At 46.1% G+C, this 25,675-nt stretch carries 27 protein-coding genes and 2 riboswitches; of the genes, 12 read left to right on the top strand and 15 right to left on the bottom strand.

Annotation, left to right across the window (positions count from 1 at the left end; all coding sequences use genetic code 11):
* Positions 1-146: 146 nt before the first annotated feature.
* Genes ACI1P2_RS22365 through ACI1P2_RS22375 form a run of 3 tightly spaced genes read right to left on the bottom strand, consistent with a single transcriptional unit; the run spans position 147 to position 3,426 of the window.
* On the bottom strand, positions 147-1,610 hold the full coding sequence (locus tag ACI1P2_RS22365) for a serine hydrolase domain-containing protein (protein ID WP_355322814.1): 1,464 nt from the start codon (positions 1,608-1,610) through the stop codon (positions 147-149).
* A 47-nt stretch (positions 1,611-1,657) separates the two neighbouring features.
* On the bottom strand, positions 1,658-2,767 hold the full coding sequence (locus tag ACI1P2_RS22370; RefSeq protein ID WP_355322816.1) for a HAMP domain-containing sensor histidine kinase: 1,110 nt from the start codon (positions 2,765-2,767) through the stop codon (positions 1,658-1,660).
* On the bottom strand, positions 2,752-3,426 hold the full coding sequence (locus ACI1P2_RS22375) for a response regulator transcription factor (RefSeq protein ID WP_355322818.1): 675 nt from the start codon (positions 3,424-3,426) through the stop codon (positions 2,752-2,754). Before ACI1P2_RS22375 ends, ACI1P2_RS22370 begins: the two co-directional genes overlap by 16 nt.
* Before the next feature lie 129 nt (positions 3,427-3,555).
* On the opposite strand from ACI1P2_RS22375, the gene ACI1P2_RS22380 reads away from it, so the two are divergent.
* Positions 3,556-4,566 carry a phosphotransferase gene (locus ACI1P2_RS22380; protein WP_355322820.1) on the top strand — a complete coding sequence of 337 codons (1,011 nt, stop codon included), beginning with the start codon at positions 3,556-3,558 and terminating at the stop codon, positions 4,564-4,566.
* 34 nt (positions 4,567-4,600) lie between these two features.
* Here ACI1P2_RS22380 and ACI1P2_RS22385 read toward each other — a convergent pair whose 3' ends face one another.
* Positions 4,601-4,954, bottom strand: coding sequence for a winged helix-turn-helix transcriptional regulator (locus ACI1P2_RS22385; RefSeq protein WP_355322822.1), 354 nt, complete (start codon positions 4,952-4,954; stop codon positions 4,601-4,603).
* 171 nt (positions 4,955-5,125) lie between these two features.
* On the opposite strand from ACI1P2_RS22385, the gene ACI1P2_RS22390 reads away from it, so the two are divergent.
* Positions 5,126-5,719 carry an NAD(P)H oxidoreductase gene (locus ACI1P2_RS22390; protein ID WP_355322824.1) on the top strand — a complete coding sequence of 198 codons (594 nt, stop codon included), beginning with the start codon at positions 5,126-5,128 and terminating at the stop codon, positions 5,717-5,719.
* Positions 5,720-5,796: 77 nt separating this feature from the next.
* Here ACI1P2_RS22390 and ACI1P2_RS22395 read toward each other — a convergent pair whose 3' ends face one another.
* The 4 genes from ACI1P2_RS22395 to ACI1P2_RS22410 form a co-directional block, all read right to left on the bottom strand.
* Positions 5,797-6,174: a VOC family protein gene (locus ACI1P2_RS22395; RefSeq protein WP_355322826.1), complete on the bottom strand. Its 378-nt coding sequence runs from the start codon at positions 6,172-6,174 to the stop codon at positions 5,797-5,799.
* A gap of 86 nt (positions 6,175-6,260) precedes the next feature.
* Entirely contained in the window at positions 6,261-7,079 is an 819-nt protein-coding gene (locus ACI1P2_RS22400) for a helix-turn-helix transcriptional regulator (protein WP_355322828.1), read from the bottom strand.
* Between the two features lie 127 nt (positions 7,080-7,206).
* Complete coding sequence (locus ACI1P2_RS22405) at positions 7,207-10,875, bottom strand: collagen binding domain-containing protein (RefSeq protein ID WP_355322830.1); 3,669 nt, start codon at positions 10,873-10,875, stop codon at positions 7,207-7,209.
* 282 nt (positions 10,876-11,157) lie between these two features.
* Positions 11,158-11,958 (bottom strand): transglutaminase-like domain-containing protein, encoded by an 801-nt coding sequence (locus tag ACI1P2_RS22410; protein WP_355322832.1) that lies wholly within the window; start codon positions 11,956-11,958, stop codon positions 11,158-11,160.
* A 13-nt stretch (positions 11,959-11,971) separates the two neighbouring features.
* A riboswitch (cyclic di-GMP riboswitch) is annotated at positions 11,972-12,060 on the bottom strand.
* A 58-nt stretch (positions 12,061-12,118) separates the two neighbouring features.
* A riboswitch (cyclic di-GMP riboswitch) is annotated at positions 12,119-12,206 on the bottom strand.
* Positions 12,207-12,397: 191 nt separating this feature from the next.
* Here ACI1P2_RS22410 and ACI1P2_RS22415 point away from each other — a divergent pair.
* From ACI1P2_RS22415 to ACI1P2_RS22425, 3 genes are read left to right on the top strand one after another with little or no spacing between them, the layout of a single operon-like run.
* Positions 12,398-13,168: an isocitrate lyase/PEP mutase family protein gene (locus ACI1P2_RS22415; RefSeq protein WP_355322834.1), complete on the top strand. Its 771-nt coding sequence runs from the start codon at positions 12,398-12,400 to the stop codon at positions 13,166-13,168.
* A gap of 24 nt (positions 13,169-13,192) precedes the next feature.
* A complete protein-coding gene (locus ACI1P2_RS22420) occupies positions 13,193-13,756 on the top strand; it encodes a bifunctional transcriptional activator/DNA repair enzyme AdaA (RefSeq protein ID WP_355322836.1) in 564 nt (187 codons plus the stop codon).
* 48 nt (positions 13,757-13,804) lie between these two features.
* Positions 13,805-14,284, top strand: a complete 480-nt coding sequence (locus tag ACI1P2_RS22425; protein WP_355322838.1) for a methylated-DNA--[protein]-cysteine S-methyltransferase — start codon at positions 13,805-13,807, stop codon at positions 14,282-14,284.
* Between the two features lie 212 nt (positions 14,285-14,496).
* Here the strand turns inward: ACI1P2_RS22425 and yeiL are convergent, their stop codons facing one another.
* Positions 14,497-15,168 carry a transcriptional regulator YeiL gene (gene yeiL / locus ACI1P2_RS22430; protein WP_355322840.1) on the bottom strand — a complete coding sequence of 224 codons (672 nt, stop codon included), beginning with the start codon at positions 15,166-15,168 and terminating at the stop codon, positions 14,497-14,499.
* A gap of 78 nt (positions 15,169-15,246) precedes the next feature.
* Here yeiL and ACI1P2_RS22435 point away from each other — a divergent pair, with 78 nt between their 5' ends.
* Positions 15,247-16,416 carry an MFS transporter gene (locus ACI1P2_RS22435; protein WP_355322842.1) on the top strand — a complete coding sequence of 390 codons (1,170 nt, stop codon included), beginning with the start codon at positions 15,247-15,249 and terminating at the stop codon, positions 16,414-16,416.
* A 57-nt stretch (positions 16,417-16,473) separates the two neighbouring features.
* Here ACI1P2_RS22435 and ACI1P2_RS22440 read toward each other — a convergent pair whose 3' ends face one another.
* Positions 16,474-16,917 carry an SRPBCC family protein gene (locus ACI1P2_RS22440; RefSeq protein ID WP_355322844.1) on the bottom strand — a complete coding sequence of 148 codons (444 nt, stop codon included), beginning with the start codon at positions 16,915-16,917 and terminating at the stop codon, positions 16,474-16,476.
* On the bottom strand, positions 16,914-17,420 hold the full coding sequence (locus ACI1P2_RS22445) for a MerR family transcriptional regulator (RefSeq protein WP_355322846.1): 507 nt from the start codon (positions 17,418-17,420) through the stop codon (positions 16,914-16,916). The genes ACI1P2_RS22440 and ACI1P2_RS22445 overlap by 4 nt, the downstream gene beginning before the upstream one ends.
* Before the next feature lie 166 nt (positions 17,421-17,586).
* Here ACI1P2_RS22445 and ACI1P2_RS22450 point away from each other — a divergent pair, with 166 nt between their 5' ends.
* Together ACI1P2_RS22450 and ACI1P2_RS22455 are read left to right on the top strand one after the other, a co-directional pair.
* Complete coding sequence (locus tag ACI1P2_RS22450) at positions 17,587-17,973, top strand: MerR family transcriptional regulator (protein WP_355322848.1); 387 nt, start codon at positions 17,587-17,589, stop codon at positions 17,971-17,973.
* Positions 17,974-18,041: 68 nt separating this feature from the next.
* The gene (locus ACI1P2_RS22455) at positions 18,042-18,803 is read left to right on the top strand and encodes an SDR family oxidoreductase (RefSeq protein WP_355322850.1); all 762 of its coding nucleotides are present in this window, start codon (positions 18,042-18,044) and stop codon (positions 18,801-18,803) included.
* An 88-nt stretch (positions 18,804-18,891) separates the two neighbouring features.
* Here the strand turns inward: ACI1P2_RS22455 and ACI1P2_RS22460 are convergent, their stop codons facing one another.
* Together ACI1P2_RS22460 and ACI1P2_RS22465 are read right to left on the bottom strand one after the other, a co-directional pair.
* On the bottom strand, positions 18,892-19,536 hold the full coding sequence (locus ACI1P2_RS22460; RefSeq protein WP_355322852.1) for a nitroreductase family protein: 645 nt from the start codon (positions 19,534-19,536) through the stop codon (positions 18,892-18,894).
* A gap of 125 nt (positions 19,537-19,661) precedes the next feature.
* Positions 19,662-20,483 carry a MerR family transcriptional regulator gene (locus tag ACI1P2_RS22465; protein ID WP_355322854.1) on the bottom strand — a complete coding sequence of 274 codons (822 nt, stop codon included), beginning with the start codon at positions 20,481-20,483 and terminating at the stop codon, positions 19,662-19,664.
* Positions 20,484-20,626: 143 nt separating this feature from the next.
* Here ACI1P2_RS22465 and ACI1P2_RS22470 point away from each other — a divergent pair, with 143 nt between their 5' ends.
* The 4 genes from ACI1P2_RS22470 to ACI1P2_RS22485 all read left to right on the top strand — a co-directional run bounded on the left by ACI1P2_RS22470 (position 20,627) and on the right by ACI1P2_RS22485 (position 24,290).
* Positions 20,627-22,123: an MFS transporter gene (locus ACI1P2_RS22470; protein ID WP_355322856.1), complete on the top strand. Its 1,497-nt coding sequence runs from the start codon at positions 20,627-20,629 to the stop codon at positions 22,121-22,123.
* Positions 22,124-22,281: 158 nt separating this feature from the next.
* Complete coding sequence (locus ACI1P2_RS22475) at positions 22,282-22,761, top strand: MarR family winged helix-turn-helix transcriptional regulator (RefSeq protein ID WP_355322858.1); 480 nt, start codon at positions 22,282-22,284, stop codon at positions 22,759-22,761.
* Positions 22,762-22,803: 42 nt separating this feature from the next.
* Entirely contained in the window at positions 22,804-23,742 is a 939-nt protein-coding gene (locus tag ACI1P2_RS22480; protein WP_355322860.1) for an NADP-dependent oxidoreductase, read from the top strand.
* Between the two features lie 194 nt (positions 23,743-23,936).
* A complete protein-coding gene (locus ACI1P2_RS22485) occupies positions 23,937-24,290 on the top strand; it encodes a YmaF family protein (RefSeq protein ID WP_408976306.1) in 354 nt (117 codons plus the stop codon).
* A 75-nt stretch (positions 24,291-24,365) separates the two neighbouring features.
* On the opposite strand, the gene ACI1P2_RS22490 is transcribed toward ACI1P2_RS22485, so the two are convergent.
* Positions 24,366-24,707 (bottom strand): zinc ribbon domain-containing protein YjdM, encoded by a 342-nt coding sequence (locus ACI1P2_RS22490; protein ID WP_355322862.1) that lies wholly within the window; start codon positions 24,705-24,707, stop codon positions 24,366-24,368.
* A 96-nt stretch (positions 24,708-24,803) separates the two neighbouring features.
* On the bottom strand, positions 24,804-25,379 hold the full coding sequence (locus tag ACI1P2_RS22495; protein ID WP_408976307.1) for a DNA-binding protein: 576 nt from the start codon (positions 25,377-25,379) through the stop codon (positions 24,804-24,806).
* Positions 25,380-25,675 lie beyond the last annotated feature (296 nt).

The raw sequence follows: 25,675 nt of genomic DNA on the forward strand, positions 1-25,675 counted from the left end.
CTATTGGTGGCTTGGCTTTAGCCTTTCCAAGCAGGATTTCCACCTGCTAAACTTCACAACCTAAGCTTGGTCGCACCGAAAGCTGAGTTATAAATTCTATAATCTTAAAAAAGATTACGAACTGATTCGCGGTTCATGGCTTCAGCTTAATAACGGTCTCTTTTCTTAACATTGCAGTACGATTTGAAATAGCAACCCAAATTCGCTGTACTTACGATCGACAATACAATAAGCCATATCATCAGCGATGACATTGTTGTCCATAGTCCAAACCAAGGCAAAACACGACCGGCACCAATGAATGTAGCTAATGGTGATAGAAACAAGAGAATCAAGACAGGAAGCATTCTTACGGCCGCCGAAAAAATCAACTTCCCGGTCGTAATGCTCTTTTTGCTTCGATGGATACGAAAATGTGAGTATCCTCCCCACAAAATCGTCGCAACCACCAGCAGAATTATAAGGATCTCCATGCTGCTGTTAAAGAAAGAAGCCTCGGGCTTTTCGCCATGAATAATACTTGCGATCCCGTCGATTAAAGCCGAATAATCGACAAACGCGTTTAAACCGGAATCAAACATCATCGTAATGCCCAGCCGCTGATCCAAATAGATCGTCTCTTCCGCCTTATACGTCCAGAAAATTCCGCTATGGGAAATCGTCCGTCCCCCTTGTTCATCCACGCCTGCTAGCCAGCCCATTCCATACGGACCGCTCTGTCCGGCTGTATGGTACTGCTCCATCAGCTCCGGGGGCAGAAGACGGCCATCATATTGGGCCAGCATCCATTTAGCCATGTCATCAGCAGTCGAAATAATACCGGCCGGACCGTCAACAAACCATAAAGGTTCAGCTTGGCTTACAGGATGGCCAAATAAAAGATAGTGCCCCCGTGGAATGGCGGAATTGACATTGATTTGTTGTGTGGTGCTGACGTTAAAGGTTTGATTCATCCCCAAAGGTTTAAATATATGATTTTCCAGGTAATCAGAGAAGCTCTGTCCGCTCATTTTCTCCACAAGAAGAGCCAAATATTGATAATTTGGATTGTGGTAGTTATAAGCCGCTCCCGGATCATTAGCAAGCTTAACCCCGTTCAACGATTGGTTGATCTCCTGCAGCGATTGATACTGGGGGGATCTTGTCATGTCAGGATTCACTTTGTCATTAAGACCGCTTGTCTGGTTAAGCAGATTCCGAATCGTAATATGACGTACACGCTCGTCCTTAGGCAAGAGATCGGGGAAATAAGTTGTGTATGGCGCGTCAAGGTCAATCAATCCTTTGTCCGCCAATTGAAGGACGGCCAGTGCCGTAAAAGATTTGCTTAAGGAAGCAATGGGAAAGAGAGTATTGCCGTTAATAACGCGACCATCCGAAAACGTGCCATAACCTTTCGCATAGAAAACCTCTTCGTTATTGGCTATGGCAAGAGCCGCGCCCTTAATATGATTGGCTTCCATGGTTTTTTTGACATAATGATCAATTTCATGCTGTATCTCAGCCTTGTTCCGGATTTCAACAGCGAAAGCCGGTTGAACCAGGATGGCCATGATCAGCAGCAAGCAGCCGAAACTTAAAACTATTTTCTTTTTATGCACGATTCTCATACTAGCACTCCTCAGTTCTATGATAAGGAAATGCTAATATATCATTTTCAACTTTTTATCAACTCCGCGAAAAACTTGGCTGCTACGCTTCCTCCACCCTGGGGGCCATTCTCTACATGCAAACTCCCATCATGCTTTTCGCACAGTACTTTGCAAATATAAAGTCCAAGTCCATGATGTTTATTAGCATCTGATACCTCTCCGCGATAAAAGGGAAGTACGGCTTTTTGCAGCTCTGTATCCGAAAAACCTGGGCCGTCATCCGTGACCGTAACCGTAAAAAATCCTTCACAGGCGCTATAGTGAACACTTATATGGCTGGAAGCATAACGCGCTGCATTGTTCAGCAAGTTCTCAAATACCTGCATCACCAAATGGAGATCGACAGCGATTTTGCTCACATCCGCAGCAATGGACGTGCTGAGTATCTTACCGCGTTGTCCGGCTATTTGCCGCGCACTGTCATTCAGCAAGGAGATAAGATGATCCGTTTCCATCGTACGGCTATGTACCGGCATGTCTTCCAGCTTCTGAATGGAATTCATCACCTCCGTGTAGCTCTCAAGACGCACAATATGTACGTTCATGGTTTCAATCATGTCCAGAAGCTTTTCCCTGGATATATGATTTTGGGGCAGATAGGTGGCCAACAGCTCGGAATATCCCTTCAGAACGGATAAGGGTGTTCTCAGATCATGGGCAAAAATAGCATTCAGCTGTTTGCGTTCCTCAACCGATCGCCACAGCGTTTTAAAGTTTTTTTCCAACTGACCGCGCATTTTTTCAAATACGCGGCACAACTCGCCCATCTCATCCGCACTATCGTAAGAAATATGAAACCCCAAATCATTCGCTGAAATTTTCTCCGAAGCCTTCATCAGGATTTCAAGCGGCTCTTTCAGCTTCCACCGATAAAAGAGGCTGGCCATTAGAACTATACCGACGGCAACCGTTATCAGCACCATCGCAACCTGAACAGGCAATATCCAATCCTGCACGGAAGAATGGCCGGCAAACCGCAAGCGCATGCTCTCCGCCCATCCAAACTCCAATGTGATGACGATTAGAACAGCGATGAGCGTCATGCAGCATAGGAAAATGAATGATTGCAGCAAGGTCAGCCGCTTTAAGGTCAACCAGTCTACGATTTTCGCCATTTGTAACCTACTCCCCAGACCGTTTCGATCCTGTTGTCACAGCCATGCTCCTTCAATTTGTACCGAATTCTCCTGATATGTTCCGCGATCACATTGCTGTCGCCTTCATTATCAAATCCCCATACTTTTTCAAAAATACGCTCCTTGTCAAACACCATGCCAGGATGCATAGACAACAGTTCTATAATATCGAACTCCTTTTTGGCCAGGAGAATTTGTACATCACGGAAGTAAAACGTTCGAGCCGCATAATCAATGACCAAGTCTTCACTGAATTTTATCGATGTTTTATTTTGATTTCGTATTTCCCTGCGTAAATGTGCCTCTACCCTTGCGCCAAGTTCATGAATACTGAACGGCTTTGCGATATAGTCATCTCCTCCTGCCCGAAAGCCCGAGATTTTATCCGCATCCTCGACACGGGCTGTTAGAAATAAAATAGGGCAGGACACAAAGTCCCTGATTCTCCTGCATAACTCAAGACCGTCCAACTCAGGCATATTGATGTCCAGCAAAACAAGGTCCGGTAGATTTTCAATTTGCCGCATGGCCTCATGGCCGTTTGGTGCAGTCATAACGAAATACCCGTTCAATTCAAAGTAGTCTGTCAGCAGTTTTCGAAGATCGGCTTCATCATCTATGATCAGTATCTTTTTCATATGCCCTCTCCGCTTCCAATTTCAAATTATGTTAAATACAATTCACCTTCTGCATGGCGAAAGCCCATACCGCTGGCCCTTTATTGAGTACGATAAATAAGTCATTTTTTTACGAATCGAGGGACAATTATGAGCGGATTGTATAAAAAATCGCAAGTCAACAGAATAGCGCGGCGCTTCGGTATATTTCCCTTAAAATTCAAATGGTTTCCTTCCCTTTATCGAAAAAAAGCAGTCATCCGGATCAAAACAAGCAGTGGCCACTATGCATTAAAACCATTCTATCGGAACCGCTTATTTAAAACGAGTGCGACTCAACAAATGAAAAAAGCTGCCGGGCATATCCAGCTTTTATTGAATACAGGGTATTTCTATATGCCAAAAATTCTTTATGCAAAAACCGGCAAGCTATGGACCTTAAGACAAGGACAGCCTTACTACGTTACTGAATGGGTGCAGGGACGAACTCTGGAGCATTCCGGTGACTATACCAATCTCGGCCGGGCCATGGCTGCTCTTCATCAATCAACGAATGATGGGACTCCTGGCTATAAAGCGGATTCACCCACCCTGAAACAAGTCCGGTTATGGAAGAAGCAGCATCGCTATTTTCTTTGTGATAAGTCTGGAGCTGTGCAGAAAAACACAATGTACCGCAGATGGCACAGACAATATCGCAATGACTGTCGACGCTTATCTGAACGTTCATGGGCTGAAATGAGGGAAAAGGGGATTGCATCTCTCCTGCGTAATGAAAGAGGCCATCCAAGACGGATACATGGAGACATCACCTCCGCCAACGTGATTATTTCTGGTGACGACCGTCTATACATTATAGATTGGGATCGTGTAAGGTATGGCTCTATCTATGTAGAAATGGCAAAAACCCTGGCAAATACAACTCAATTCAACCTGGAGTTCATCCAATCGCTGCTGGCAGGTTATGAGGAAATCAGGCCATTAAATCGAAGGGAACGAAAATTAATTTCCGCTTTGTTTCGGTTGCCCCGTGAAGCGTGGTTGGCGGCACGTTTTCCCAATGAAAAGAAAAGCAATGAATTAATCGAAAATATGATGAATACCTGGTCGGGCCGCCTGAAGGCCAACAAATTATTAGACGATTGGGCCAATCGACAGTAATATGAGCCCCCATTCTCGGGGGCATGTATCCTCATTAAGAACAGGGGTAGTTCCATTCCCGTTGATTCATATATCGCTCGCCCCACTCGTCCAATTGGTCCAATATGGATTTCAGCGACAATCCCAATTCACTCATTTCATAGACCACCTTTGGCGGCACCTGATTATATACCGTTCTCGTGATGATGCCGTCTTCCTCCAGCTCCCGAAGCTGCTGAATTAACATTTTTTGCGTAATCTCAGGAATGGCCTTTTTTAATTCACTCGTTCTCATTTGGCAGGGTTCGCAGTTCAAATGGCATAAAATCAGTAATTTCCACTTCCCGCCTATGACCTCCAGCGTCGCTTCCGCAGGGATGTTATAAGTCCTTTCCGTCTGCTTTTCCATGAGATAACCCTCCTCTGGCTGATCAGGATGAAAAGTTACTTTTAAGTGACTATATCACTTTTGGGTGATTATATCACATTAAAGTAAGTACTTCCTATTTCTTACTGATTATCAGATAATTTTATCGTAGCTTATTCAAGGTAAACATTTTAGATCTGGAAGGTGACGCTTATGAAAATTTTGACCGTTGTATCCCACCCAAGGGTGAATTCCTTAACCTTTTCTGTCGCAGACAGATTTATACAGGGGCTCACGGATGCGGGACATGAAACAGAGCTGCTGGATCTGCACCGCATTGGCTTCAATCCCGTTATGTGGGAAGCGGACGAACCGGACTGGTCCTCTGATCGCAAGATCTACACACCAGAGGTGGTGGCTGAGATGGAACGAATGAAAAAACACGATGCACTCGCCTTTATTTTCCCGATATGGTGGTACAATTTGCCGGCTATGCTGAAAGGATATATCGATCGGGTATGGAACAATGGCTTTGCGTACGGCTCCAATAAATTGCATCATAAACGAGTGTTATGGCTCGGTCTGGGAGCAGCTCCGCAAGAAGACTTTGAGAAGAGACAGTACGATAAAATGCTCTCCCATCTTCTGAACATCGCAATTGCCGAATACTGCGGAATCTCTGACAGCAAGGTTGAAATCCTGTATGACACCCTGGATTCAAGGCCGGAAATTTTCGAAAGTCTCCTGATGCGAGCTTATCATCTGGGACTGTATTATGACAACGATTCACAGACCGCAACTTCATAATTCATTTGGTAAAACGGGTCAAAATGAAAAAAGGACACAACCCTTTATCAAGGTTGTGCCCTTTTTTGCTGGAAATACTAATCGGCAAGACTAATCAGATTGCCGTCGGGGTCCTCCACAATTGCGTAGCGCTCTCCCCAGAACCCGTCAAACGGCTCGCTCAGTCCAACGTATCCATGCTCCATTAATTTACGGTACAGCTCGTCCACCGCTTCGCGGCTGCTGCACTGAAAGGTAAGCTCTAAACGATTTCCGGATGGCTTTTCCCAGCCACCAAAAACCGCTTTCGCTGCTTCCACTGTGGCCACAGCCAGGCGAAGTCCGTGGTGCTCCACCTCAACGTGCTGTTCTTCGTCGGCGCTTTGCGGTATTTCCAAACCCAACATGCGGTAGAATTCCAAAGCCTTTTTCATATCCTTCACGTAAATCCCGATTCTTTTCAATTTAACCGCCATGCCTCACCACTCCAATCGTTGTGTTTGATTAACACCCCAATCATATATCTTGCACTGACAGTCAAAATAGTAAAAAACGGACTTCTTTACCCCTTTTTCATGATTTGTCTAAGCGGCAGTCCGTAATAACGCGTAAAATCCTTGGCAAAATGTGACTGGTCATAGTAGCCGTATTTCAATGCCAGATCCGTCAAGCTTGAATAGCTGCGGCTATAAAGCTCTTGCAGCATACTTTGAAACCGGACGATTCCCAGCATCTCTTTCGGGCTCAAACCGAGCTCCTGATCAAAGGCTCTTCTGAGATGGCGTTCGCTGAAACTAAGCTTTTCCGCCAAATTCTTAACAGAAAGATTCCCCCCGAAGGCGTACATATATTGCATGCTTTTGTACACCAAGGAAGAGGCGGGAAGATCATTCAAATCCAGGATTCGGCTTAGTTTGCGTTCAACGATCTTAATGATGTCTGAAACGTTATTGGCGGCCAGGATTTCTTCGACCATAAGCAGCCCTTCAATTCCCCAGATGTCTTCCAGGAAAACATGGTGTCCCATTAACGCCGAGAGGGGAGATTTTAAAATAGCCCCGGCCGCCTCCGAATAAAACTGGATGCCGAACATCGAACGGGCGGCAGAAAAATGCAAAACTTCAGATTGGGTCGCCAACCCATCGACAAAAGCAGCCTTCCGGCAAGAGGACGAAAGAAGATCTACGATTATGCCGACACAGCCATCCGGAATGATCCGGTGCAATTGCTCTTCAGCTCCTGGCTGAAAGTCCATTGTCCAATAACAAACAATATATGGTGCCAAGTGAGGACTCGGCGCATATTCCCGGTAACTGTACCCGGGGTGGTGCAGCTCCGGCTGCAGTTTGGGTGATGGTACAGGACGATAGGAATGTATCATTTCACATTCTCCCTTGCTGCTATTTTTGCTCGTCGTTCTTCAAATCATATCAGATTTTCGCACCCCCAGCATGAAAAAAGCTCCCCCGGTCCTGTTTCCAGGACAAGGGGAGCAAAGCGTCAAAGAATTATGGTTTCATTATTCTCCGTCTGAAGCCTAACCATACACCGAGAGCGATCAGCCCGAGACCCGTCAAATAGAACGGATAGTGGCCGGCTTCGCCCGTTTGCGGCAGCATCGTTACCGTAGTCTCCGATGGCGGAGTTTGCGGTTTCGGCGTTGGTACTGCCGGCTTCTCCGGTTTCGGCTCGCCTTCACCGCGTGGAGTATCCTCCTCATCGATGTCAACGGTTGGCGTTTCCGTCGAAGGCGTTTGAGGAGTTGTTGTCGGTTCGCCTCTTGGGACATCTTCATCCGGCACTTCTACTTCGCCGGACGGCGTCCCTGGGTTGGACGGGGTTACCGTTCCTGGATTGGACGGAGTTTCCGAAGGCAGCCCAGGATCATCATCGTCATCGTCGTCCTTCGAACCACCAGGCGTTCCTGGATTCGATGGGCCGCCTGGGTTACCGGGATTTCCCGGGTCGGTCGGGTCCGTTGGGTTACCCGGATTCCCAGGATCTGTTGGGTTACCTGGGTCAGTTGGGTCCGTCGGATTGCCGGGATCTGTTGGATCTGTCGGGTCCGTTGGATCTGTCGGGTCCGTTGGATCTGTCGGATCCGTTGGCTCGCCTGGATTAGTAGGCTCTTCCTTAGCGTTTGTGATGGTTATTTTCTTCACGTTGCCTTGGCTCTGGATTTTGGAGTCAATCGTTACGTCCCATGTTGCCTGATCTATCTTATATCCTTCCGGAGCCGCCAGCTCCTCTAGAACATAGTCGTCAAACAGCAGCTTCGTAAACAGGATTTTTCCGTCCGTATCCGTTGTTTTTACGATCGGCGTCTTCTTGCCTGCTTTATCGTAAAGAGCAAACTTCGCTCCTGCCAGCGGCTTTGTATGATCATCCTGGTCAACCTTCGTTACTTCCAGGCTGCCCGTAACGCCGCCTCCCGAGCCTGAACCGGAGGAAGTGCGGACGATAATCTCTTTCGTCGTTTCCCTAACCTCGGTCTTCAGCTGATCTCCTTCGAGCGCTACTTTATTTTGTACAGCTTCTTTATCCCCAGCGGTGACGAACGACTGATATTCCAAAATATAAGCCGTGGAGATAGCGTCCGTGAATTTTAATTCAAACGTCTCTTGATCTCCGTCAAGCCTTGAAATGGTCAACGTGTAGTCTTTCCCTTTTGTCAGTTCGTCAGCTTTGACCGCTTCACCTTTTGCATTAATCTTGGTTGCATACAGATGGAATGAATCCTCGATCAAGATTTGGTTCGCACTTGGAATGTCGATAATTTTGGCGTTGGAAATTTGCGACTGGCCTTCATTGATTCGAATCGACCAATCGATTTTGTTTCCGTTTTGGGCGCCGTTTTTCTTCACATATTCGCCGCCGTAAGGAACCGTCACACTGGCGTTCCATGTGGCCGCTTTATCGCTGCCGTTCCACAGCTCTGCCGTATTATCAATATTCTTGACAATCAACGTGCCTTGCAGCGATGTTTTGAACTCGATCCAGTATGCGGATGAGACCGGGCTTGTAAAACGAATGGACAATTGGTTTCCGTTCGCTGCAGACGGTTCCGTCACCTCATATTGAGACTCTGGAACTTGGGCGCCCTTAGCAACGCCATCCCGTCCCCCCGTCAGCTTCATCTCGTATACCTTAACTGAATTCGGCACAAGCTTCTGATCATGCTTCAGTACATCCCTCACGATCGCTTCGTTTAGCGATTTGAGATTGTAGTTCATCTTGATGTTCCACGTAATCTCTTTGTTGACAGGATCGTAGCTGCCGTCTTTACCGCCGTTATTTTTCGTATAACCGTCGGAGGAGAAGCTCGCATCCCGCTGAATCGGCCCTTTTGCCTCGCCGTTCTCGCTCCATGACATGATGGCTCTGTTCATGTAATCCAGCTTGCTGTTATTCAGCCAATCGATGTTAAACTTCGTTTGGTACTCAATTGTATACGTGGTGTCAATGGTCTTGGAGAACTTGATTTCAAAACCGCCGCGTACATTATCATTATCGTACTCGATCTTGTAATCACTTGCAGGAACGACTTTTCCGTCCGCTTTCACGATTACTGAATCCGGAATGAATTCGAGACCGCCTTGCGGGAACGTATCCTTGATGACTACATTCTCCATGCTGTACTTGCTGCCGTCCGGCTTTTTATCGCCATTGATCGTAATAAGCCACTTCGCCGTTTTGTTGGCGAAGTCGACATTCGAGACGCCCTTCACCAGAGCGCGGATTCCTTGGGCCGGAGCTGTTACATCTTTGGACGAGTCACCCGATACGACTTTGTTCTTTACTGGCTGTCCGTCAGCGCTCGTCCGGTCGACCGGCTTTGTCTGGTAAACGATCGTATAAGGAGAATCGATACCCTTATTGAATTGAAGTGTAAATCCGTTTGTACCTGTCGGTGTAAAGGTGTATTCATCCGGTGAAAGCAGATCTTCAGCCTTCGTTGAATTCCCTTTATACACCTTCAGCGAATCGGCAACCAGCGTATGAATCGCACTGAATTCATCCGTAATAACCGCTTGATCTTTCGTAAGCTTTTTCTCGTTAAAATTGTATTTCACAGTCCAGGTGATGATTCCGGTGTCTTTATTCTGGCTATAAGTCTTATCCAAAAATTTACCACGGTCCACTGTTACCGTAGCGGTCGACTTGGTATCTTTCATATCGTCGCCAGACAGTACAGCGGTGTTCTCAAAACGAGTCTGCTCGCCGGTAAGCTTCGTCGAATAACGAATCTCGTAGGCTTTGCTGATCGTCTCATCCTGGAACGCAAGCTCCAGTTTGGCGCCGCCGTTCGTTTCGACCGTATACTTGTCGGTCCCTACCTTATCGCCAAGGACCGTCGAACCGTCGCCGTTAACCTGTAGGCGGTACACCTCCACAGAGTCGGCGATGAGTTCAGAACCTTCAGGTATCACATCCGTGATGACCGCATGCTTGATCTTATCCAGTGATTTGTTGACTTGAACCGTCCAATCGATCCGGTCTTTGCCAACCGCTTTTCCCTGTTTGTCGATCAGCTTTCCGCCCTGCGGCTTCAGATTCACGATAACGACTTGCTCTCCGCTTTTTACCGGAATGGCAATGACGACTTCCGTGCTTCCCTTAATCGTTTCCTTCGTAAACTCGGTACGTATTTCCAGCTTGCCGCTTACGTTGGAGTGGCTCTCCACATAATCGTTGAAGGTCATGACAACCTTCCCGTTGCGGTCGACGGTAAATGTGCCAACTTTGTCTTGATCGGCCACGAGTGGAGCGTCAATATCCGTAAAAATTTCAAACTGGTCCGGCAGCTCGAAGGTAAATGTATCCCCGTTCTTGTAGCCGTGACTATTCGGAAGCTCCCATTCGTAGCTGAGATTGACAGCCTCACCGATGTCCAGGGTACTGTCCGGATTATATACTGCATCGATCACGTTACCATTCAAGTCGGTTAATACCACTTTTGTTAAAATGTTGTCCGTATTCTTGACTGGCGCTGGCGGGATATAAACATCATCCGTCACTCCAACTTCATCTTTTACTCCATACACGGATTCCTGCACACTTGCTGGTGTATCGGCCGCATTGGCATTGGCCACATTGCCCGTCCAGGCGGTTACACCAAAAACCGATTGAAGCAGGAGCAGCAGCGCCACAACGATTCCACTAACTTTTTTCTTCATAATCTCTCCCTCAGTCTCTACATCACCCTCGAATGTTCGGTTCCGATCCTGCTTGCCGTGCGCAAATCGGGCTATCTATACTCCATTGAATTGTATGCCGTTAAGAGACCTTCCAGTCCATCACCTCCGCATATTTCTAATGGCGCACGATTCATTGTTCCTGTTTTTCCCACCAGAACCAAATGGGCTTCTTGCATTATACCTGCCCGATCTCTACAATTTCTCTACAAACTCGAACAAGCCTTGGACATTTGTCCAAAGCTTAAATTGATCGTATTCTTTTTAGTAATATTTGGATACCGAGTAGCGAGCGGCATCCTTTATCATTTTGAAATCGGCCCCTTTGGCTTTCCAGCTCGCATCGACCGTTGTATCAATGGTTACCCACTTCCCGTTCAAATAAACTTCATTCCAGGCGTGGTAAACATCGACGTATTCCGAAGTTCCCATATCGAGCTTGGCTGGAATGCCGATGCTCCGCAGCATGGAGGCGAACAGGGAGGCATAGTCGTAACACATCCCCTTCTGTCCAAGAATCGTACGGTTGATATCGGGAAGGTAGTTCGTCAGATCACTGGTTGCAAGAGCCTTGTCGTATCTGATCGTGCCCACAATATATTCATAAATAGCCTGTACTTTTTCTTCGTCGGATTGAGCAGACCCAGTCAGCTTCTTCGCAAGCTGAGCAGCCTTGTCCTGTTCGCTCCAATTGATATTTTGTACAGAACTCAAAAACACTTTGCTATTGTTCGCCAGTTGAAGTGTAACAGGCGCTTCCTGAACAATCTTATATTTGGTGCCGCTGACTTGTTCCAGTACGGTAACCGTGTAATCACCGTTACCCATCTGCAACGGAAATACTTCCTGCCGTTTGTTCGGCGAAAGCATATACGTGTATTTGTCCTGACTCTTTGCAATCATGAGCTTCGTCTTGGTCCCTGCTTTCACGTCATATCGAATAACGATCACACCACGGTCCAGCTGTTCCAAGCCCAACCAATCCTGAGATTGGGTAGCTTGTACTAATGGAGCCCACAATAATAACGCAAAAAGTCCTACAATCGCGAATATTGCGTTGCGCATACTGCAAACTCCCTTCGGTAGCCAGGCTGCCATTGACATAATCGTCAAGAAGGCCCTGTAGCTTTGCGTCCCTGTCTTTCGACAAGTTTGCCGTTATCGTGCTAGAGTTTCCAGATTTTAATATATTATTGTCCTATGAGAAACAAAAAAAGCGTCTTCGTTCGGTAGCTGGCTGCCATTTGACATATCGCCAAGTAGGCCCTGTAGCTTTGCGTCCTTGCCTTTCGACAAGTTTGCCGTTATCGTGAGTAGCTTTTGTGAGACTATCTTACCAGACATCTCTATTTCTATCAAGAGAAAATTTACAAGATTCATTGATTTCTGCGCCCATTCGATGATCTTTTTCGTTTCTCTCTCAGACCATAAGAGCAAGAATGAGGACGAAATAATAAAGCCTACTTGATAGAATGAGTTACACCAAAGCCAAGGAGGAAGCAAAATGTCGATGATTCAGGAATTCAATAATCTCCATACTTCAGAGGAGCTATTATTTTTGGGAAATGCCTGGGATCTATTATCAGCTTTGACATTAGAGAAGGCAGGTTTTAAAGCCATTGGTACTACCAGCTGGGGGATTGCCAATTCGTTAGGCTATGCGGACGGAGAATTAATAGATTTTAATCAAAATCTAGCAATCGTCAAAACCATTGCAGAGAATGTAAAAATACCGGTATCCGCTGATATTGAAGCAGGATATAGTGAGGATTTTAACACAATTATCGATAATGTATTAAGAACAGCAGATGTCGGGGTTGCCGGTATCAATATTGAGGATTCCCTGAAAAAAGAAAAGGGGTTAAGAGGTATAAAGGATCATTGCAGCCTCCTGACAAAAATGAGAACAGCGCTGGAAAATCACGGATATAATAATTTTTATATCAACGCCAGAACGGATACTTATTTTCAATTGGAAGCCCCTTTTAATGAAACGATCGATCGGGCCAAGGCCTATGTTGAAAGCGGGGCCAGCGGGATTTTTGTGCCAGGAGTAACGGAAGATGATGAAATTCAGCAAATCGCTGCTCAAGTCAAGGCACCGCTCAATATATTGTCTTTGCCTAACCTGACAAGTTGTAATAAGCTGAAAGAGCTAGGCGTGAAGCGCTTTAGCTTTGGAAATGCCCTGTCAGATAAAATCATCGCTTGTTTAGAAGACAATGCGGCTAAATTATTGGAATTACAGGATACATCACATTTATATGAGAACTAGATCAGGAAGGCAGGTGATGAAGGGATGACCAGTATAAATCTTTCATTTGACGAGATGTGGGAAAAAATCATTGCCTGCGACCGGAAATATGATGGTTTATTTTTTACAGCCGTGAAAACAACGAAAATCTACTGCCGTCCTTCCTGCAGGTCCAGAAAGCCCAAAAAGATAAATGTTGAGTTCTATCACAATATCAGTGAGGTTGAAAAGGCTGGTTTTCGTGCATGCAAAAGATGCCAGCCTGAGGTTGAACATTCTCCTCATAGTGAATTCGTTAAAAGTATTACGACGATTTTAGTGAATCAATATAAACAAGATTTGAAGCTGAATGATATTGCAGAACAGGTCGGTTTAAGCCCCTTCTATCTCGAACGGCTATTTAAAAAAGAAACATCAGAGACTCCGCGTGCTTTTTTGGAAAAAGTGCGCATCGATAAAGCCATGCAGCTTCTTCAAACGACCAATATGACCAATCTTGAAATTGGTTATGAGGTGGGCTTCCAAAGTCTTTCTAATTTTTACAAAGTGTTTCGAAATTTAAAAGGCTGTTCACCAAGCGAGTTTCGAAAGATGAGGACGGAGCCTTAATCGGCATACTGGAGAGTCAATACTACCTTTTTTCTTGGAGGTCCTTATATGAGCAGACTGTATATAATAGATTACCAATCACCCATTGGAATGATTGAAATACAAGGAACAGATCAAGCGGTTTACTCTATCCTGTTCTCGGAACGGGACCAGATCGTAAATGCTATCCATGACGAAACTCCCCAGGCTTTGAAGCTTTGCCGTGATCAGCTTGATGAGTATTTTAAAGGCACACGTACCGAATTTACATTTCCTTATATATATGAAGGTACTGAATTTCAAAAAACGGTTTGGAATTCTTTAAAAACAGTACCCTATGCACAAACATGGTCTTACAAAGATATTGCTGTTTCCCTCGGGAATGAAAAGGCCATACGAGCTGTCGGCAGCGCAAACGGCAAAAACAAATTAAGCATTGTCATCCCTTGCCACCGAATTATTGGTACAAACGGGAAGTTAACCGGCTATGCGGGCGGCTTGTGGAGAAAGGAATGGCTTCTCGAGCATGAGCAACGTTTGAGAAAATAAAGGGCTCTTATTGTTCTGAATTTTGATATCTTTCAACTTCATAGGGCGAGTTATATAATAATGTGATCGATACAAAACATAACACAAGGATAGTCAAAATTATTCCGATCACCCAGGCCACCCTTTTTACGGCACGTGACTTTTTATATTCTGGTGACTGTTGAGTCTCCTGGTCCATCCGCATTCCCTCCAATTTAATAATCGAAAATCAACTACGTATTCCCCAACATCCCGGCAAGTTCATACAGGGAGTCGTACCGCTGAATCCGGTAGTGACGGCCTTCCTTTTGCAGATATCCTTTATCACAAAATTGGGCAAATACATGCAATAAGTGGCGGTAGGAAACACCCAGAAAATCACATACCGTTACATGCTTTTCCTTATAGACCCCTTCGTCAGCAGTCTGCAAAATAAAATCCGCTAACCGGTTTTCAAGCGGGAAGGCGAGGCTTTGCGAAGACTTGGCAGCCATTTTGGTTGCCTTTTCACTCAGAAACTTCGTCAGTCCGCGCAGAAATAGCGGATCTTCCAGCATTTGTGCGCGGCAGCGATGAAAAGGAAACGCAAAACAAACGGTCCTGGTAGAGGTTTGAATACCTTTTGTATAATATACCTCATTCAACAATTCCATTTCCCCAAAATAGTCTTTAGCATTGATAAAATTAATCAGGGACACCTTCCCGTTGTGATGAGTGACATAAATTTTGGCCTTTCCCTCAACCATATAAAATAAATAATCCGGCCTCATGTCCTCCTTAATAATCCATTCACCACGCTTATATTCATGCACCTCTATAAACTCCTCAATCGGAAAAGAAAATAAATGTGCTATGGAGTGCTCCTTCAGATAATGCTCCCTTTTCTCATTTTTATAAATTTCCATAGTCCACCCCAAAAGATGAGATATCTCATGTTACTGTATTTCTCCCCATGATATCATGCAACCTGTGGAGGGAACAAAATGAACATACAACGCTGGATGAGCAGACGGTTTTTTAGCTTTTTTGTTACATGGGGTGTTTTTCTGCCCTATTGGACCGGATGGTTGATTCATACAAAAGGGATCACGGTGTCACAGGCAAGTTTGATTATGAGCGTGGGTTTGGTGGCAAGAGGCCTGTCCACATTAGTTGTTTTCCCAGCATTATCGGGGAAATTCAGCAGTAAGGCCCTATTAAATGGGGCGGCTATCGGCACGCTGATTGCGCTTCTCTGTTACATTCCTTCCCATTCCTTCGGCAGCTTGCTTGCCGTAACCGTACTTTTACATTTGGTCTATCCTGCTTTAATGCCTGCTTTGGACAGCGCGGCTGGAGTGCTTGTGCAGCGTCAGCAATTGCAGCATTACGGGAAAAGCCGCTTATGGGGATCCATTGGATTTGTGGTGACAGGTTTGATCCTGGCCGTCTTTACAGGGGCGATGGGGGAAAAAGTTATTTTGTGGGCGATGTTACTTGGCATCGTGGTGTTCATATGCCTTGGATTCATGCGCGCACCCACGGTTTTATCCGAAAAGCCGCAAGCGAGCAAAACCCAAAGCAACGGGATGCTAAAATTATTTCAAATCAAACACTTTCCTTTGGTGCTTATCATTGTGATTTTATTACAGGCAGCACACGCTTCCTACTACAATTACGGTTATATTTATCTGCAAGAAATCCATGCACCAAAATATTTGATCGGCGTGATTATTAACATTGCCGTAATTGCAGAAATTATTTTCTTCGCGGTCGCTGACCGGAAATTTCACAATTTTTCAGCAGGTTCCTTACTGGCGCTGTCGGCACTTGGTTCATCCTTGCGATGGATATTGGTATTTGCCTTTCCGAACGTTATTGTGTTCAGTATTGCGCAGACCTTGCATGCATGCTCATTCGCGATGGGGCATTATGCCTTTATGAAATACTTGATCAAAAATATCCCGCATGAACAGGTTCCCAAAGCACAGGGAATGTACTCGGCCCTGGCACTTAGCTGGAGCACAGCGGTGTTCACCATTTTTGGTGGCTATTTATACGAAATCGAGCCAAGATACGCCTTCTTGGGAATGATTGTTTGTACCGTGCCAGCAATGCTGCTTGCACTTGTTTATCGGAAATTGGAATCGGAGGTGTCCCAAAAGGTTCGGTGACCTGGGACCCTCCTTTTTCATGTTCTGGAGACGCTCCGAGAACAAAGCATTCCTCGGTTACCCCTCTTGTTCGAGTGTTTTGCCAAGGGCATTCAGCATCTCATTTGTGCCATGCTCGCGCACTTCCGGCGTATCGTGCCCGTCGAAGAATGCCCCCTGCTCCGTGAAGACCAGCTTCGTGCCGCCCTCGACCGGAATAAGCTCGACCGTTGTGATCGAGACCGAGATACGTGTGTCACCCGAATCCAGGGTGTAGCTGTAGACGATGCGCTGCTCCGGCACAATTTCCTGATAGCATGCGTCAAAGGTAAATACAGGCCCCTCTGGCGGACCTCCGCTGCTGTATTCGCGTCCTCCGACACGAAATTCGAAAGTATCGGCTTTCGAGAACCACTTTGCTTTGGCAGCTGGATCAGACCAGGCTTGGTATACCCTCGCAGACGATGCGGCATACGTCCGCTCCACGACGAAGGTGGCGTGTTTGACAAATCGTTCAGTCACGGTGAATCCTCCTTAGTTTTCGAATCTTCCTCTTCTTTGGCAAGAAAATCACCCAGTAAATCCAGACGGTGCTCCCAGCTTGTCCGCCGCTCAACGACCAGCTTCTCATGGCTCTTTTTCATCACTTGCAAAAGCTCGGTGAAGTCTTCAACCGCTAACGGTTCCTTCCCCTGCATCGCCTTGGACACATGTTGAAGCTGTTCAAGAATCGTTTGCTGCAGCTTGATTTGTTCCTTGATTCGGGCCATTTGCAGGTTGACGATCTCCAGCGGGCTAATCTGCTTGTCGTTCAGGAGCGACTTGACCTCCTCCAGAGACAAGCCCAGTTCCTTAAGCGATACAATCTGCTGCAGGCGCGACAGGTCGGATTCACTGTACAGCCTGTGCCCCGATTCCGTCTGGCCGGATGGCGAGAACAAGCCGATTTGATCGTAAAATCGCAATGTTCGCACGGTGAGCCCCGTTAGCTTTGCCAGGTCCCCCACCTTCCAATGACGTTTCATAAGAAACTCCTTCGTTAGCGCTAACTATTTACCGGTAGCTTAAGTATAAAAGATGACGTTACGTAAGGTGCAAATAAAATATTATTACTTCTTGTTGACTTAAACCATGGTTTAAGTCGTATCATAATCCTGTCGACAATGAAAGATATGATTTGGAGGCCTCCAGATGAAGTATTACTCAATTAGCGAAGCTTCAGCCATGTTCAATGTTCCGGAATCCACGTTGCGTTATTATGAAAAAAAAGGATTGCTGCCGCTCATTGAGCGTGATGAAGCTGGCAGGCGGTTATTTTCAGAAAATCAAATTACGCTCCTTAAAGTCGTTACTAATTTAAAAAACACCCACATGCCAATACGTGGTATCAAGCAGTATGTTGATTGGGTCGTAGAAGGAGACCGCACCACCGAACTCCGACTCGAAATGTTGAAGAATCACAAGCAGGCTGTGCTGGCCGAAATTTCGCAGATGAATGCAGCCTTGGAAGGAATAGACGTAAAAATTGCAACTTATACAAAACGGGTTCAGGATAGACAGAAAAATGATAAACAATAATTCAAATCCGGCAAACGCATAATATATCTGTTTTATGAAGTGGAAAATAATGGAGAAGAGGCGTTGCTATGAAGCTTTCAGGAAATACAATACTTATTACAGGCGGAAGTGCGGGGATCGGACTGGCTTTTGCAGAGCGCTTTTTAAAAGCCGGAAACAAAGTCATTGTTTGCGGACGGCGTGAACATGTGCTGCAAAGTGCGAAAGAAAAACTTCCTGACCTCATTACGCGTGTCTGTAATTTGGATATTGAATCCGAGCGTGCAGCTTTGTTTGACTGGGTAACGGAGAACTATCCGGAAGTGAATGTGTTGGTTAACAATGCAGGGATCCAGCAACGGTTTAATGTGTTAAAAACGGATGCGAAGAACAATTGGAGTGATTTCAGTAAAGAAATCACAACCAACATTGAGGCGCCTTTCCATCTCTCTATGCTGTTTGCTCCTTATTTTGCAGCAAAAGAAGAGGCGACCATCATTAACGTGACATCCGGGCTGGCTTTTACACCGTTTGTCATTGCTCCGATCTATTCAGCGACCAAAGCGGCCCTTCATTCGTTTACCATGAGTCTAAGACATCAGCTTTCTGAAACGTCTGTAGAAGTCATTGAAATTGCTCCTCCGGCAGTGAATACAGATTTAGGCGGATCAGGGCTGCACGTACATGGAGAACCATTGGATGCTTTTGCAGATGGCATTTTCAAAGGATTGGAAGAGGGTAAAGAGGAAGTTGGATATGGTACTTCTGTTAGCCGCTTGCGCATGTCGCGTGATGAAATCGACGAGTACACGGAAAAGATGTATCAGGCCACGAAAAACGAAGTTGAATAAATACATTTGTCATAGATGCCTGCCTCCGCTACGCCATGAGTGCGTAATCGGAGGCAGGGCTGTTTTGGTGATCGCACGAGGTAGAAAATTACTGGGACAAACCGTTCCAGAACGTTACAGCCTCGATTGGCAAGCGGGTGGTCGGGTGTCCCGGCTGCGATGCTTTCCCGATGGCAATGAGAATGGTAGGGACATAACGTTCGGGAATATTGAATGCTTCTTTGAACTTATTTTTATCGTACCCGGCCATGGCAACCGTGTCATATCCGCGTGCTTTGGCAACAAGCATCAGCTGCATGGAGACAAGACCGGAGTCGAACAACACGCCACTCTCGATGTCGTGAGGGTCCATAGTCGCCAACATACCCGTTATATGGGAGACCAGCGTTTCTTTAACCTCCTTGGTCATATAACCAGCTTCTATCGCCGAATCATAGATTTGGTCGACTTGCTTGATGTACTCCAAGTCCCCCAGCACTGCGATTACGGCCGAAGCGTCCACTACCTGCTGCTGATTGTTCGCAATCGGGAGCAGCTGTTGTTGCAAAGTCTGATCATTGAAAACAATGAACTTCCAAGGCTGCATATTTGCACCTGACGGTGCAAGGGTCGCTTCGGTCAAAATCTCCTTCAACTCTTGCTCTGAAATCTTGAATGCAGGATCGTAATAACGTACAGAACGTCTCTCCGTAATGACACTGCTAAAATCTTGGTTTTGTTTTGTATTCTCCATGCCGCTTAGCCTCCCAATTTTCTATTCACCTTACTGTGTTGTATTTAGCACAGTTTAAATCAAAAAAATATCTGTGCTCTTTACGAACACAGTATATATCTTAAACAATGCGCTGTCAACAGTCGCTAAACTGAGACCTTAACTGCGATCCGAATGACGTAGCTGTCCGGATTTTTCTCAGAGAAGTAGTTGAGTAAATCCATTGCATACGCATTTCCGCATACCTTCATTCCGTTTTGCTCGATGTACTTTTGGAGGATGGAGCAAGTTTCCGGCATGGTCTCATAAGAGCCTCTATGGTCCATAACAGCATAGAAACCCTTGGGTTTGATGATCATTTTTTCTCCCGGAATGGGCGCTTTCAGCAAATTGGCAATATAGTCATAAGAAAAATCGCTAGTTTCAAAACCATCCTGGCCTATAATCGTCCAGATGGGAAATTCGTGATCGATAACATGCTTTTCGCAATAGTCTCGATGTTCACTTAGTTTTCTGGTAAACTCCTTGTCGTCATCACCATGTTCCAGCGGGGTGGCGATAAAATACTCCTCTTCACATTCCTCTATTAATGGAACATCCCGTAACCCTTCCATCGTTGTCTCCGTCATTTGAATGGCGCTTCGCAGAATATCTTGCATCCGTTTGATTCGAAGCTGTTCCGCCTCCAGATCGTGCTGTTTCTGTTTAAGCAGCTTGACGAGCAGGGGAGTATTCTGATTCTGAATAAATTCTTTGATTTCCTGCAGAGAGCTGCCTGCCTTCTTGAGTACATTAATAATATCAAGCAGGTAACACTGTCGAAAAGAATAATAACGGTAGCCTTTTGCATTAATAAATTCAGGCTTTAAAAGCCCGATCTCGTCGTAATGAAAAAGGGTATGTTTGGTTACTCCGCACATGCTGGCCAGTTCGCTGGTAGTAAAGTATTGATTGTAAATTTCCGGCATCTCTTATACCTCTCACTATAATCTGAAGATCCTGCGCTTACATTGTAACCGATGAGTTATTGCTTGACTATAGGGTAACCCGATAGTTTAGGTTATTTTTGTACAAGGATTTCAGATTCATGAGATATGGAGGAACAACTAGAATGAATGATTATAAACGCTGGATAACTCTGGTCGTGGTATCCAGTGCACTTATGCTTATCGTGATGGATGCGACGATTCTTTACACGGCGTTGCCGAGCCTAACCCATGATCTTGGTGCGTCCGCTTCGGAAAAATTGTGGATTCTGAACGGTTATTCGCTTGTCATGGCGGGTCTGCTTCCGGCGATGGGTACACTTGGGGATCGTTTAGGTCATAGAAGAATGTTCACCCTTGGGTTAATCGTTTTTTCGGCAGCTTCGCTCTTGGCGACTTTTGCTCCAACACCTGCTGTATTGATCGTTGGAAGAGTTCTCCTTGCCGTTGGCGCATCCATGATGATGCCTGCTACATTGTCCATCATCAGAGTTACATTTACCGATCCGCGTGAGCTTGGATTGGCCATCGGCATATGGGGCTCCATTTCCTCCGGAGGTGCAGGGCTCGGACCCATCATTGGCGGACTTCTTGTGGAGCATTTCTGGTGGGGAGCGGCTTTTTTGATCAACGTTCCTATCTCGATCGCAGCACTTGTTTTGACCTTGATATATGTCCCCAAGCATGTGGGCAATCAAGAAACAAAGTGGGACCTAATCGGCTCCTTCCAGATATTGATTGCCATGGTGGCGCTGATCTATGCTATCAAAGAATTTGCACGGCGGGAAGGGTCCCTAACATTTGCAGCAATCGGAGCCATTATCGGAGTCGTGGCACTGATCATCTTTATCCGGCGCCAACTCAGAAGCTCCAACCCGTTGCTTGACTTGTCACTTTTTAAAATATCTCCTTTTACCACGGGATTTATTACAGCTTTGGTTGGCCTATTCGGACAGTTGGGCATTCAGTATATCGTGACTCAGCGTCTGCAATTGGTGGAAGGTATGAGTCCGCTGCAGGCGGGACTTATTACACTAAGCATACCAGTCGCGGCTCTTGTTGCAGGACCGCTGGTCGGGAAGATCATGCATCGCTATGATGTAATACGTTTCAAGAGCTTCACTCTTCTGGTTGCAGCTTTGGGGACGCTGATCTATCTGTTCCAATTTAATTCAGGCATTGCGGGGCAAATACTCGGTCTGGCGCTCCTCGGTGCAGGCTTGGGAGCAGGAATGACGGCAGCATCTCACTCGATCATGAGTTATGCGCCGCCTGAGAAAGCCGGGATGGCCGCTTCTATCGAGGAAGTAGCCTATGAACTTGGCGGAGCGTCCGGAATCGCGATCATCGGGAGCATGTCAGGTCTTGTGTATACGTTGACCATGAACATTCCTGCAGGACTTCAGGTTCCGGCAAATGTGAAAGACAGTCTGGACGAAGCGCTAATTGTTGCGGAAGGCTTGCCTGGACAAGCAGCCGAGGCGTTGAAAGCGGCTGGTCGTGCAGCTTTTGATGAGTCCTTTTTCGCGATTCTCGTCGGGGTAACGGTATTTTTCGCGGTCGCTTCGTTAGTGATAGGTTGGGTAGGAGCCCGATCAAAACAAAGAGAAACCGGGGTGTAAACTAATTTCAGCCGCTGATTGAATCCTGAATCGGCGGCTTTGTTGTAATGTTGAACGGCCCGGAGCATTAATCTGATTTATTTTATGTTGACGACCACATATTTATGTGATAACTTTTAATCATTCACTTACGTTGACGACCACATAAATCAAAGGATGTGATTAAACTTATTGTAAAAAGAAATAATAATGAATCCATTGAACATGAAATCAGGGCAGTAAAGGAATTTCCCGTAAGCTTTTCTATATTTGGCATTGCTCGTTCACATCATAGGATTGGGGCCCAGCTGCTTCGGGAAGCAGGCTTATACCCAGGTCAGGAAATCGTGCTGATGCAGCTGTGGCACCGAGACAGCCAATCACAGAATAGTCTCTCACGGTCGCTGCGACTTGATCACTCGACCATTGCCAAATCCGTTCGCCGTTTGGAAGAGGCTGGGTTGGTTACCTGCAGCCGCTCCCAGGAAGATAAACGCGTAACCATTGTATCGCTTACCCAGGCGGGTCGTGAGTTTGAACCTAAAGTGATCGAGGCTTGGAGCAAGCTGGAAGAGATAACAACGCAAGTTCTCAATGACGAAGAAAAAATACTGTTTACAGCCTTGGCACAAAAAATTGCCGCTTCATTAGAAGCTTAACTGTAAATCAAAAAAATGATGAGTGAAAAAGGAGAGATTAGCATGTCTAACAAGTCAATGCAGGCCATTCTGGTCAATGAATATGGCGGTCCAAATGTTTTAAAGGTAGAAAAAGTTGAACGCCCTCAACCGCAAACGGATGAAGTGCTCGTTCGCATTGTGTATACTACGGTTATTCCGCTTGACTTTAAAATTCGTAACGGCTGGCTTCAAGAGGTTTTCCCTGTAACATTCCCCTACATCCCTGGATTTTACGCTTCCGGAGTTGTCGAAGAGGTGGGGCAAGGTGTAACGGAGTTCAAACCGGGGGATCGTGTTTTTGGCAGTGTCCGAGGGGCCTATGCTGAATATGGCATCGCGCAAGCCCAGGAATTAGTTAAAATGCCTGATCGTCTCACCTTTGAAGATGCGGCAACGATTAAGGCAGGAGCCGAAACGGCTTGGAAAGCATTGTTCACCGAAGGCGAGCTCCAGCCTGGCCAAACCGTTCTCATTCATGCGGCAGCAGGCGGTGTTGGACAATTTGCCGTTCAGCTGGCCAAGTGGAAAGGAGCAACCGTGATCGCTACGGCTTCCGCCTCTAATCTGGACTTCGTCAAGTCTTTGGGAGCGGACCAGGTCATCGACTATACCACGACGGCTTTCAAGGATGTCGTCAAAGAAGCGGATCTGGTCGTCGATTCCGTTGGAGGAGATACCGAGAATCGATCCTGGGCCGTTCTGAAGAAGGGCGGAATTCTCGTCTCTTTGGCTCAGGATCCATCCCAGGAGAACGCGCAAAAGCACGGCGTTACCGCTAAATTCAACACCAAGTTCCCAACATACGAGAACCTGCAGACGATAACGGAATTAATGGCCGAGGGGACGATCAAAGCAGAGATCGATTCCACTTTCCCGCTAAGCCAAGCCGACAAAGCGCTGGAGAAAAGCGAAGCAAGACATGGACGGGGAAGAATTTTGCTGCAAGTAAACTCAATCTAACAGCAAAATGTATGTATTAAACATTAAAGAAGGAGCCGCCCCGGCTCCTTTTTCATATCCAGAGACCTTGTCACACGCGGCTATCATATTGTGGGTGGTTTTGAACAGAGGGCTTTGTCAGTGGCTTTTTCTCTTTACTCATGTTGAATTGCAGTGCCCAACCCAGTACCTTCTTCATATGATAAAAGAAGATCATGGTAAGGAGTTGGATTGTATTGATTACAAAGGACAGTTCCGTAACAGGTTTCGTTCCTGGTCATACTCATGGTTCGGTGGACTATACATCTCTTGATCAGGGACACGTGCATCAGTGTCTGGATGTAACGTCACCGGCCATTGCAACCCAAGATGGAAGTCATGTCCACTATACGGAAGGATATGTATTATTTGAAAACGGTCATGTTCATCATTACAAAGCCTATTCAGGACCCGCGATTCCCGTAGGTGACGGCAGACATGTTCATTATTATGATTTTTATACTACTTTCGATCATGGACATCGACACCGGATACAAGGGGTCGATATGCCTGCTCCCGGCAACAAATAGTTTATAGGTAGACTTTATTTATAGGGCTGTCCCAAAAGTCATTGAAAATGGCTTAGGGACAGCCCCTTCAGCATCTTAGGCCTTTTTTACAAACTCCGATTTTAATTTCATCGCTCCGAATCCATCGATTTTGCAATCAATATCGTGATCCCCATCAATCAGACGAATGTTTTTAACCTTGGTGCCGATCTTCAGGACCGATGAAGATCCTTTTACTTTCAGGTTCTTGATGACAGTAACCGAGTCTCCATCCCGCAGGATGTTACCGTTGGCATCTTTTACGATTTTTTCGTCTCCACCGGCTGCAGAATCGGATTCCAGGCTCCACTCATGAGCACATTCCGGGCACACCAGCAAGCTTCCGTCCTCATACGTGTATTCAGAATTGCATTTCGGACAATTAGGCAAGTTAGACATTAATTTTTTGGATTCTCCATTCATAATATTGATCTAGTCTCTATCATACTGTCATAGGCTGCATCAGATCGTCAAGCACTACAGCTATCCCGGTGTTTACTCCACTCTCTTCAAAAACGCTCGATATCGCTCTATTTGCTCCTTCGTTGCTGTTTCCCGTAACGATTCAAATTTTGAAGTACACCTTTTGAAATATCGATCCATCCCCAGCTCATGGGCAAGTCTTAGCGCCTGCAAAATGCACTCGACTGCATCCTGCGGCCGCCCCATCCCCTGTTCGTATATCGCCCGGTGATAGAAGTAATGGTACATATTATCGTTGTTTGATGAACTTGATTCTATGCTGAAGCCGTCAATTTGTTCGCTAAATGTATGTAACACCCGATCAACCTGCCATCCATGCCGGACCGCCGCCTCCATGATCGCTGTCAGCCCCTTTACCCATTCCTCGGGATGCTTATACAGAAAATTCACATACTCCTCCAGCAGCTCCACATGTCCTGCCTCAATCTCCAGGGCAGAAAGGTTCACCTGTGCTTTATGTTTGAACTCCTGTATCACCTGCTCTTCCGCCTCATTCAGCGTGCCCATCCATTCCAGCCCCGCATATCGCCTGATACACGCTCGCGCCTCCTCTACCCTCCCCAGCTTCTGATAGGCAAGACCCTTCATTTCAAAACTATATCCGTGATAATACAGCAACGGGCGTTCAGTAGGATTATACGGGGCAGACCAACCTTTGGATTGACGCTCCCGCCGCTCTTCATGGATACAATGTACACACTGATGCAGGATATCAGCCGTCTCTACCACCTTGTCCCAATTTTCAAAATCTGCAGCACATATTTAGCATTCCAACAATAATGTCTGGGTTGAGTGATTTCAGGATGAAAGTTTGCAAAGATGACTCCTCCTTTACAAAATTAGTATAGACGAAGTTGCACTCCTCAGAGATGACTATTTTCATT

The sequence above is a fragment of the Paenibacillus jiangxiensis genome (genome assembly GCF_046098255.1).
GTDB classification, from domain to species: domain Bacteria; phylum Bacillota; class Bacilli; order Paenibacillales; family Paenibacillaceae; genus Paenibacillus; species Paenibacillus jiagnxiensis.

Bases quoted from the DNA above. Each gene is read 5' to 3' on its own strand.
- ACI1P2_RS22400 (WP_355322828.1), bottom strand. From the start codon at position 7,079: ATGATACATTCCTATCGTCCTGTACCATCACCCAAACTGCAGCCGGAG.
- ACI1P2_RS22465 (WP_355322854.1), bottom strand. From the start codon at position 20,483: ATGCCGGAAATTTACAATCAATACTTTACTACCAGCGAACTGGCCAGC.
- ACI1P2_RS22455 (WP_355322850.1), top strand. From the start codon at position 18,042: ATGAAGCTTTCAGGAAATACAATACTTATTACAGGCGGAAGTGCGGGG.
- ACI1P2_RS22415 (WP_355322834.1), top strand. From the start codon at position 12,398: ATGTCGATGATTCAGGAATTCAATAATCTCCATACTTCAGAGGAGCTA.
- ACI1P2_RS22425 (WP_355322838.1), top strand. From the start codon at position 13,805: ATGAGCAGACTGTATATAATAGATTACCAATCACCCATTGGAATGATT.
- ACI1P2_RS22420 (WP_355322836.1), top strand. From the start codon at position 13,193: ATGACCAGTATAAATCTTTCATTTGACGAGATGTGGGAAAAAATCATT.
- ACI1P2_RS22390 (WP_355322824.1), top strand. From the start codon at position 5,126: ATGAAAATTTTGACCGTTGTATCCCACCCAAGGGTGAATTCCTTAACC.
- ACI1P2_RS22395 (WP_355322826.1), bottom strand. From the start codon at position 6,174: ATGGCGGTTAAATTGAAAAGAATCGGGATTTACGTGAAGGATATGAAA.
- ACI1P2_RS22435 (WP_355322842.1), top strand. From the start codon at position 15,247: ATGAACATACAACGCTGGATGAGCAGACGGTTTTTTAGCTTTTTTGTT.
- ACI1P2_RS22410 (WP_355322832.1), bottom strand. From the start codon at position 11,958: ATGCGCAACGCAATATTCGCGATTGTAGGACTTTTTGCGTTATTATTG.
- ACI1P2_RS22365 (WP_355322814.1), bottom strand. From the start codon at position 1,610: ATGAGAATCGTGCATAAAAAGAAAATAGTTTTAAGTTTCGGCTGCTTG.
- ACI1P2_RS22385 (WP_355322822.1), bottom strand. From the start codon at position 4,954: ATGGAAAAGCAGACGGAAAGGACTTATAACATCCCTGCGGAAGCGACG.
- ACI1P2_RS22450 (WP_355322848.1), top strand. From the start codon at position 17,587: ATGAAGTATTACTCAATTAGCGAAGCTTCAGCCATGTTCAATGTTCCG.
- ACI1P2_RS22445 (WP_355322846.1), bottom strand. From the start codon at position 17,420: ATGAAACGTCATTGGAAGGTGGGGGACCTGGCAAAGCTAACGGGGCTC.
- ACI1P2_RS22380 (WP_355322820.1), top strand. From the start codon at position 3,556: ATGAGCGGATTGTATAAAAAATCGCAAGTCAACAGAATAGCGCGGCGC.
- ACI1P2_RS22490 (WP_355322862.1), bottom strand. From the start codon at position 24,707: ATGTCTAACTTGCCTAATTGTCCGAAATGCAATTCTGAATACACGTAT.
- ACI1P2_RS22460 (WP_355322852.1), bottom strand. From the start codon at position 19,536: ATGGAGAATACAAAACAAAACCAAGATTTTAGCAGTGTCATTACGGAG.
- ACI1P2_RS22470 (WP_355322856.1), top strand. From the start codon at position 20,627: ATGAATGATTATAAACGCTGGATAACTCTGGTCGTGGTATCCAGTGCA.
- ACI1P2_RS22485 (WP_408976306.1), top strand. From the start codon at position 23,937: ATGGTAAGGAGTTGGATTGTATTGATTACAAAGGACAGTTCCGTAACA.
- ACI1P2_RS22370 (WP_355322816.1), bottom strand. From the start codon at position 2,767: ATGGCGAAAATCGTAGACTGGTTGACCTTAAAGCGGCTGACCTTGCTG.
- ACI1P2_RS22405 (WP_355322830.1), bottom strand. From the start codon at position 10,875: ATGAAGAAAAAAGTTAGTGGAATCGTTGTGGCGCTGCTGCTCCTGCTT.
- ACI1P2_RS22480 (WP_355322860.1), top strand. From the start codon at position 22,804: ATGTCTAACAAGTCAATGCAGGCCATTCTGGTCAATGAATATGGCGGT.
- yeiL (WP_355322840.1), bottom strand. From the start codon at position 15,168: ATGGAAATTTATAAAAATGAGAAAAGGGAGCATTATCTGAAGGAGCAC.
- ACI1P2_RS22495 (WP_408976307.1), bottom strand. From the start codon at position 25,379: ATGAAGGGTCTTGCCTATCAGAAGCTGGGGAGGGTAGAGGAGGCGCGA.
- ACI1P2_RS22375 (WP_355322818.1), bottom strand. From the start codon at position 3,426: ATGAAAAAGATACTGATCATAGATGATGAAGCCGATCTTCGAAAACTG.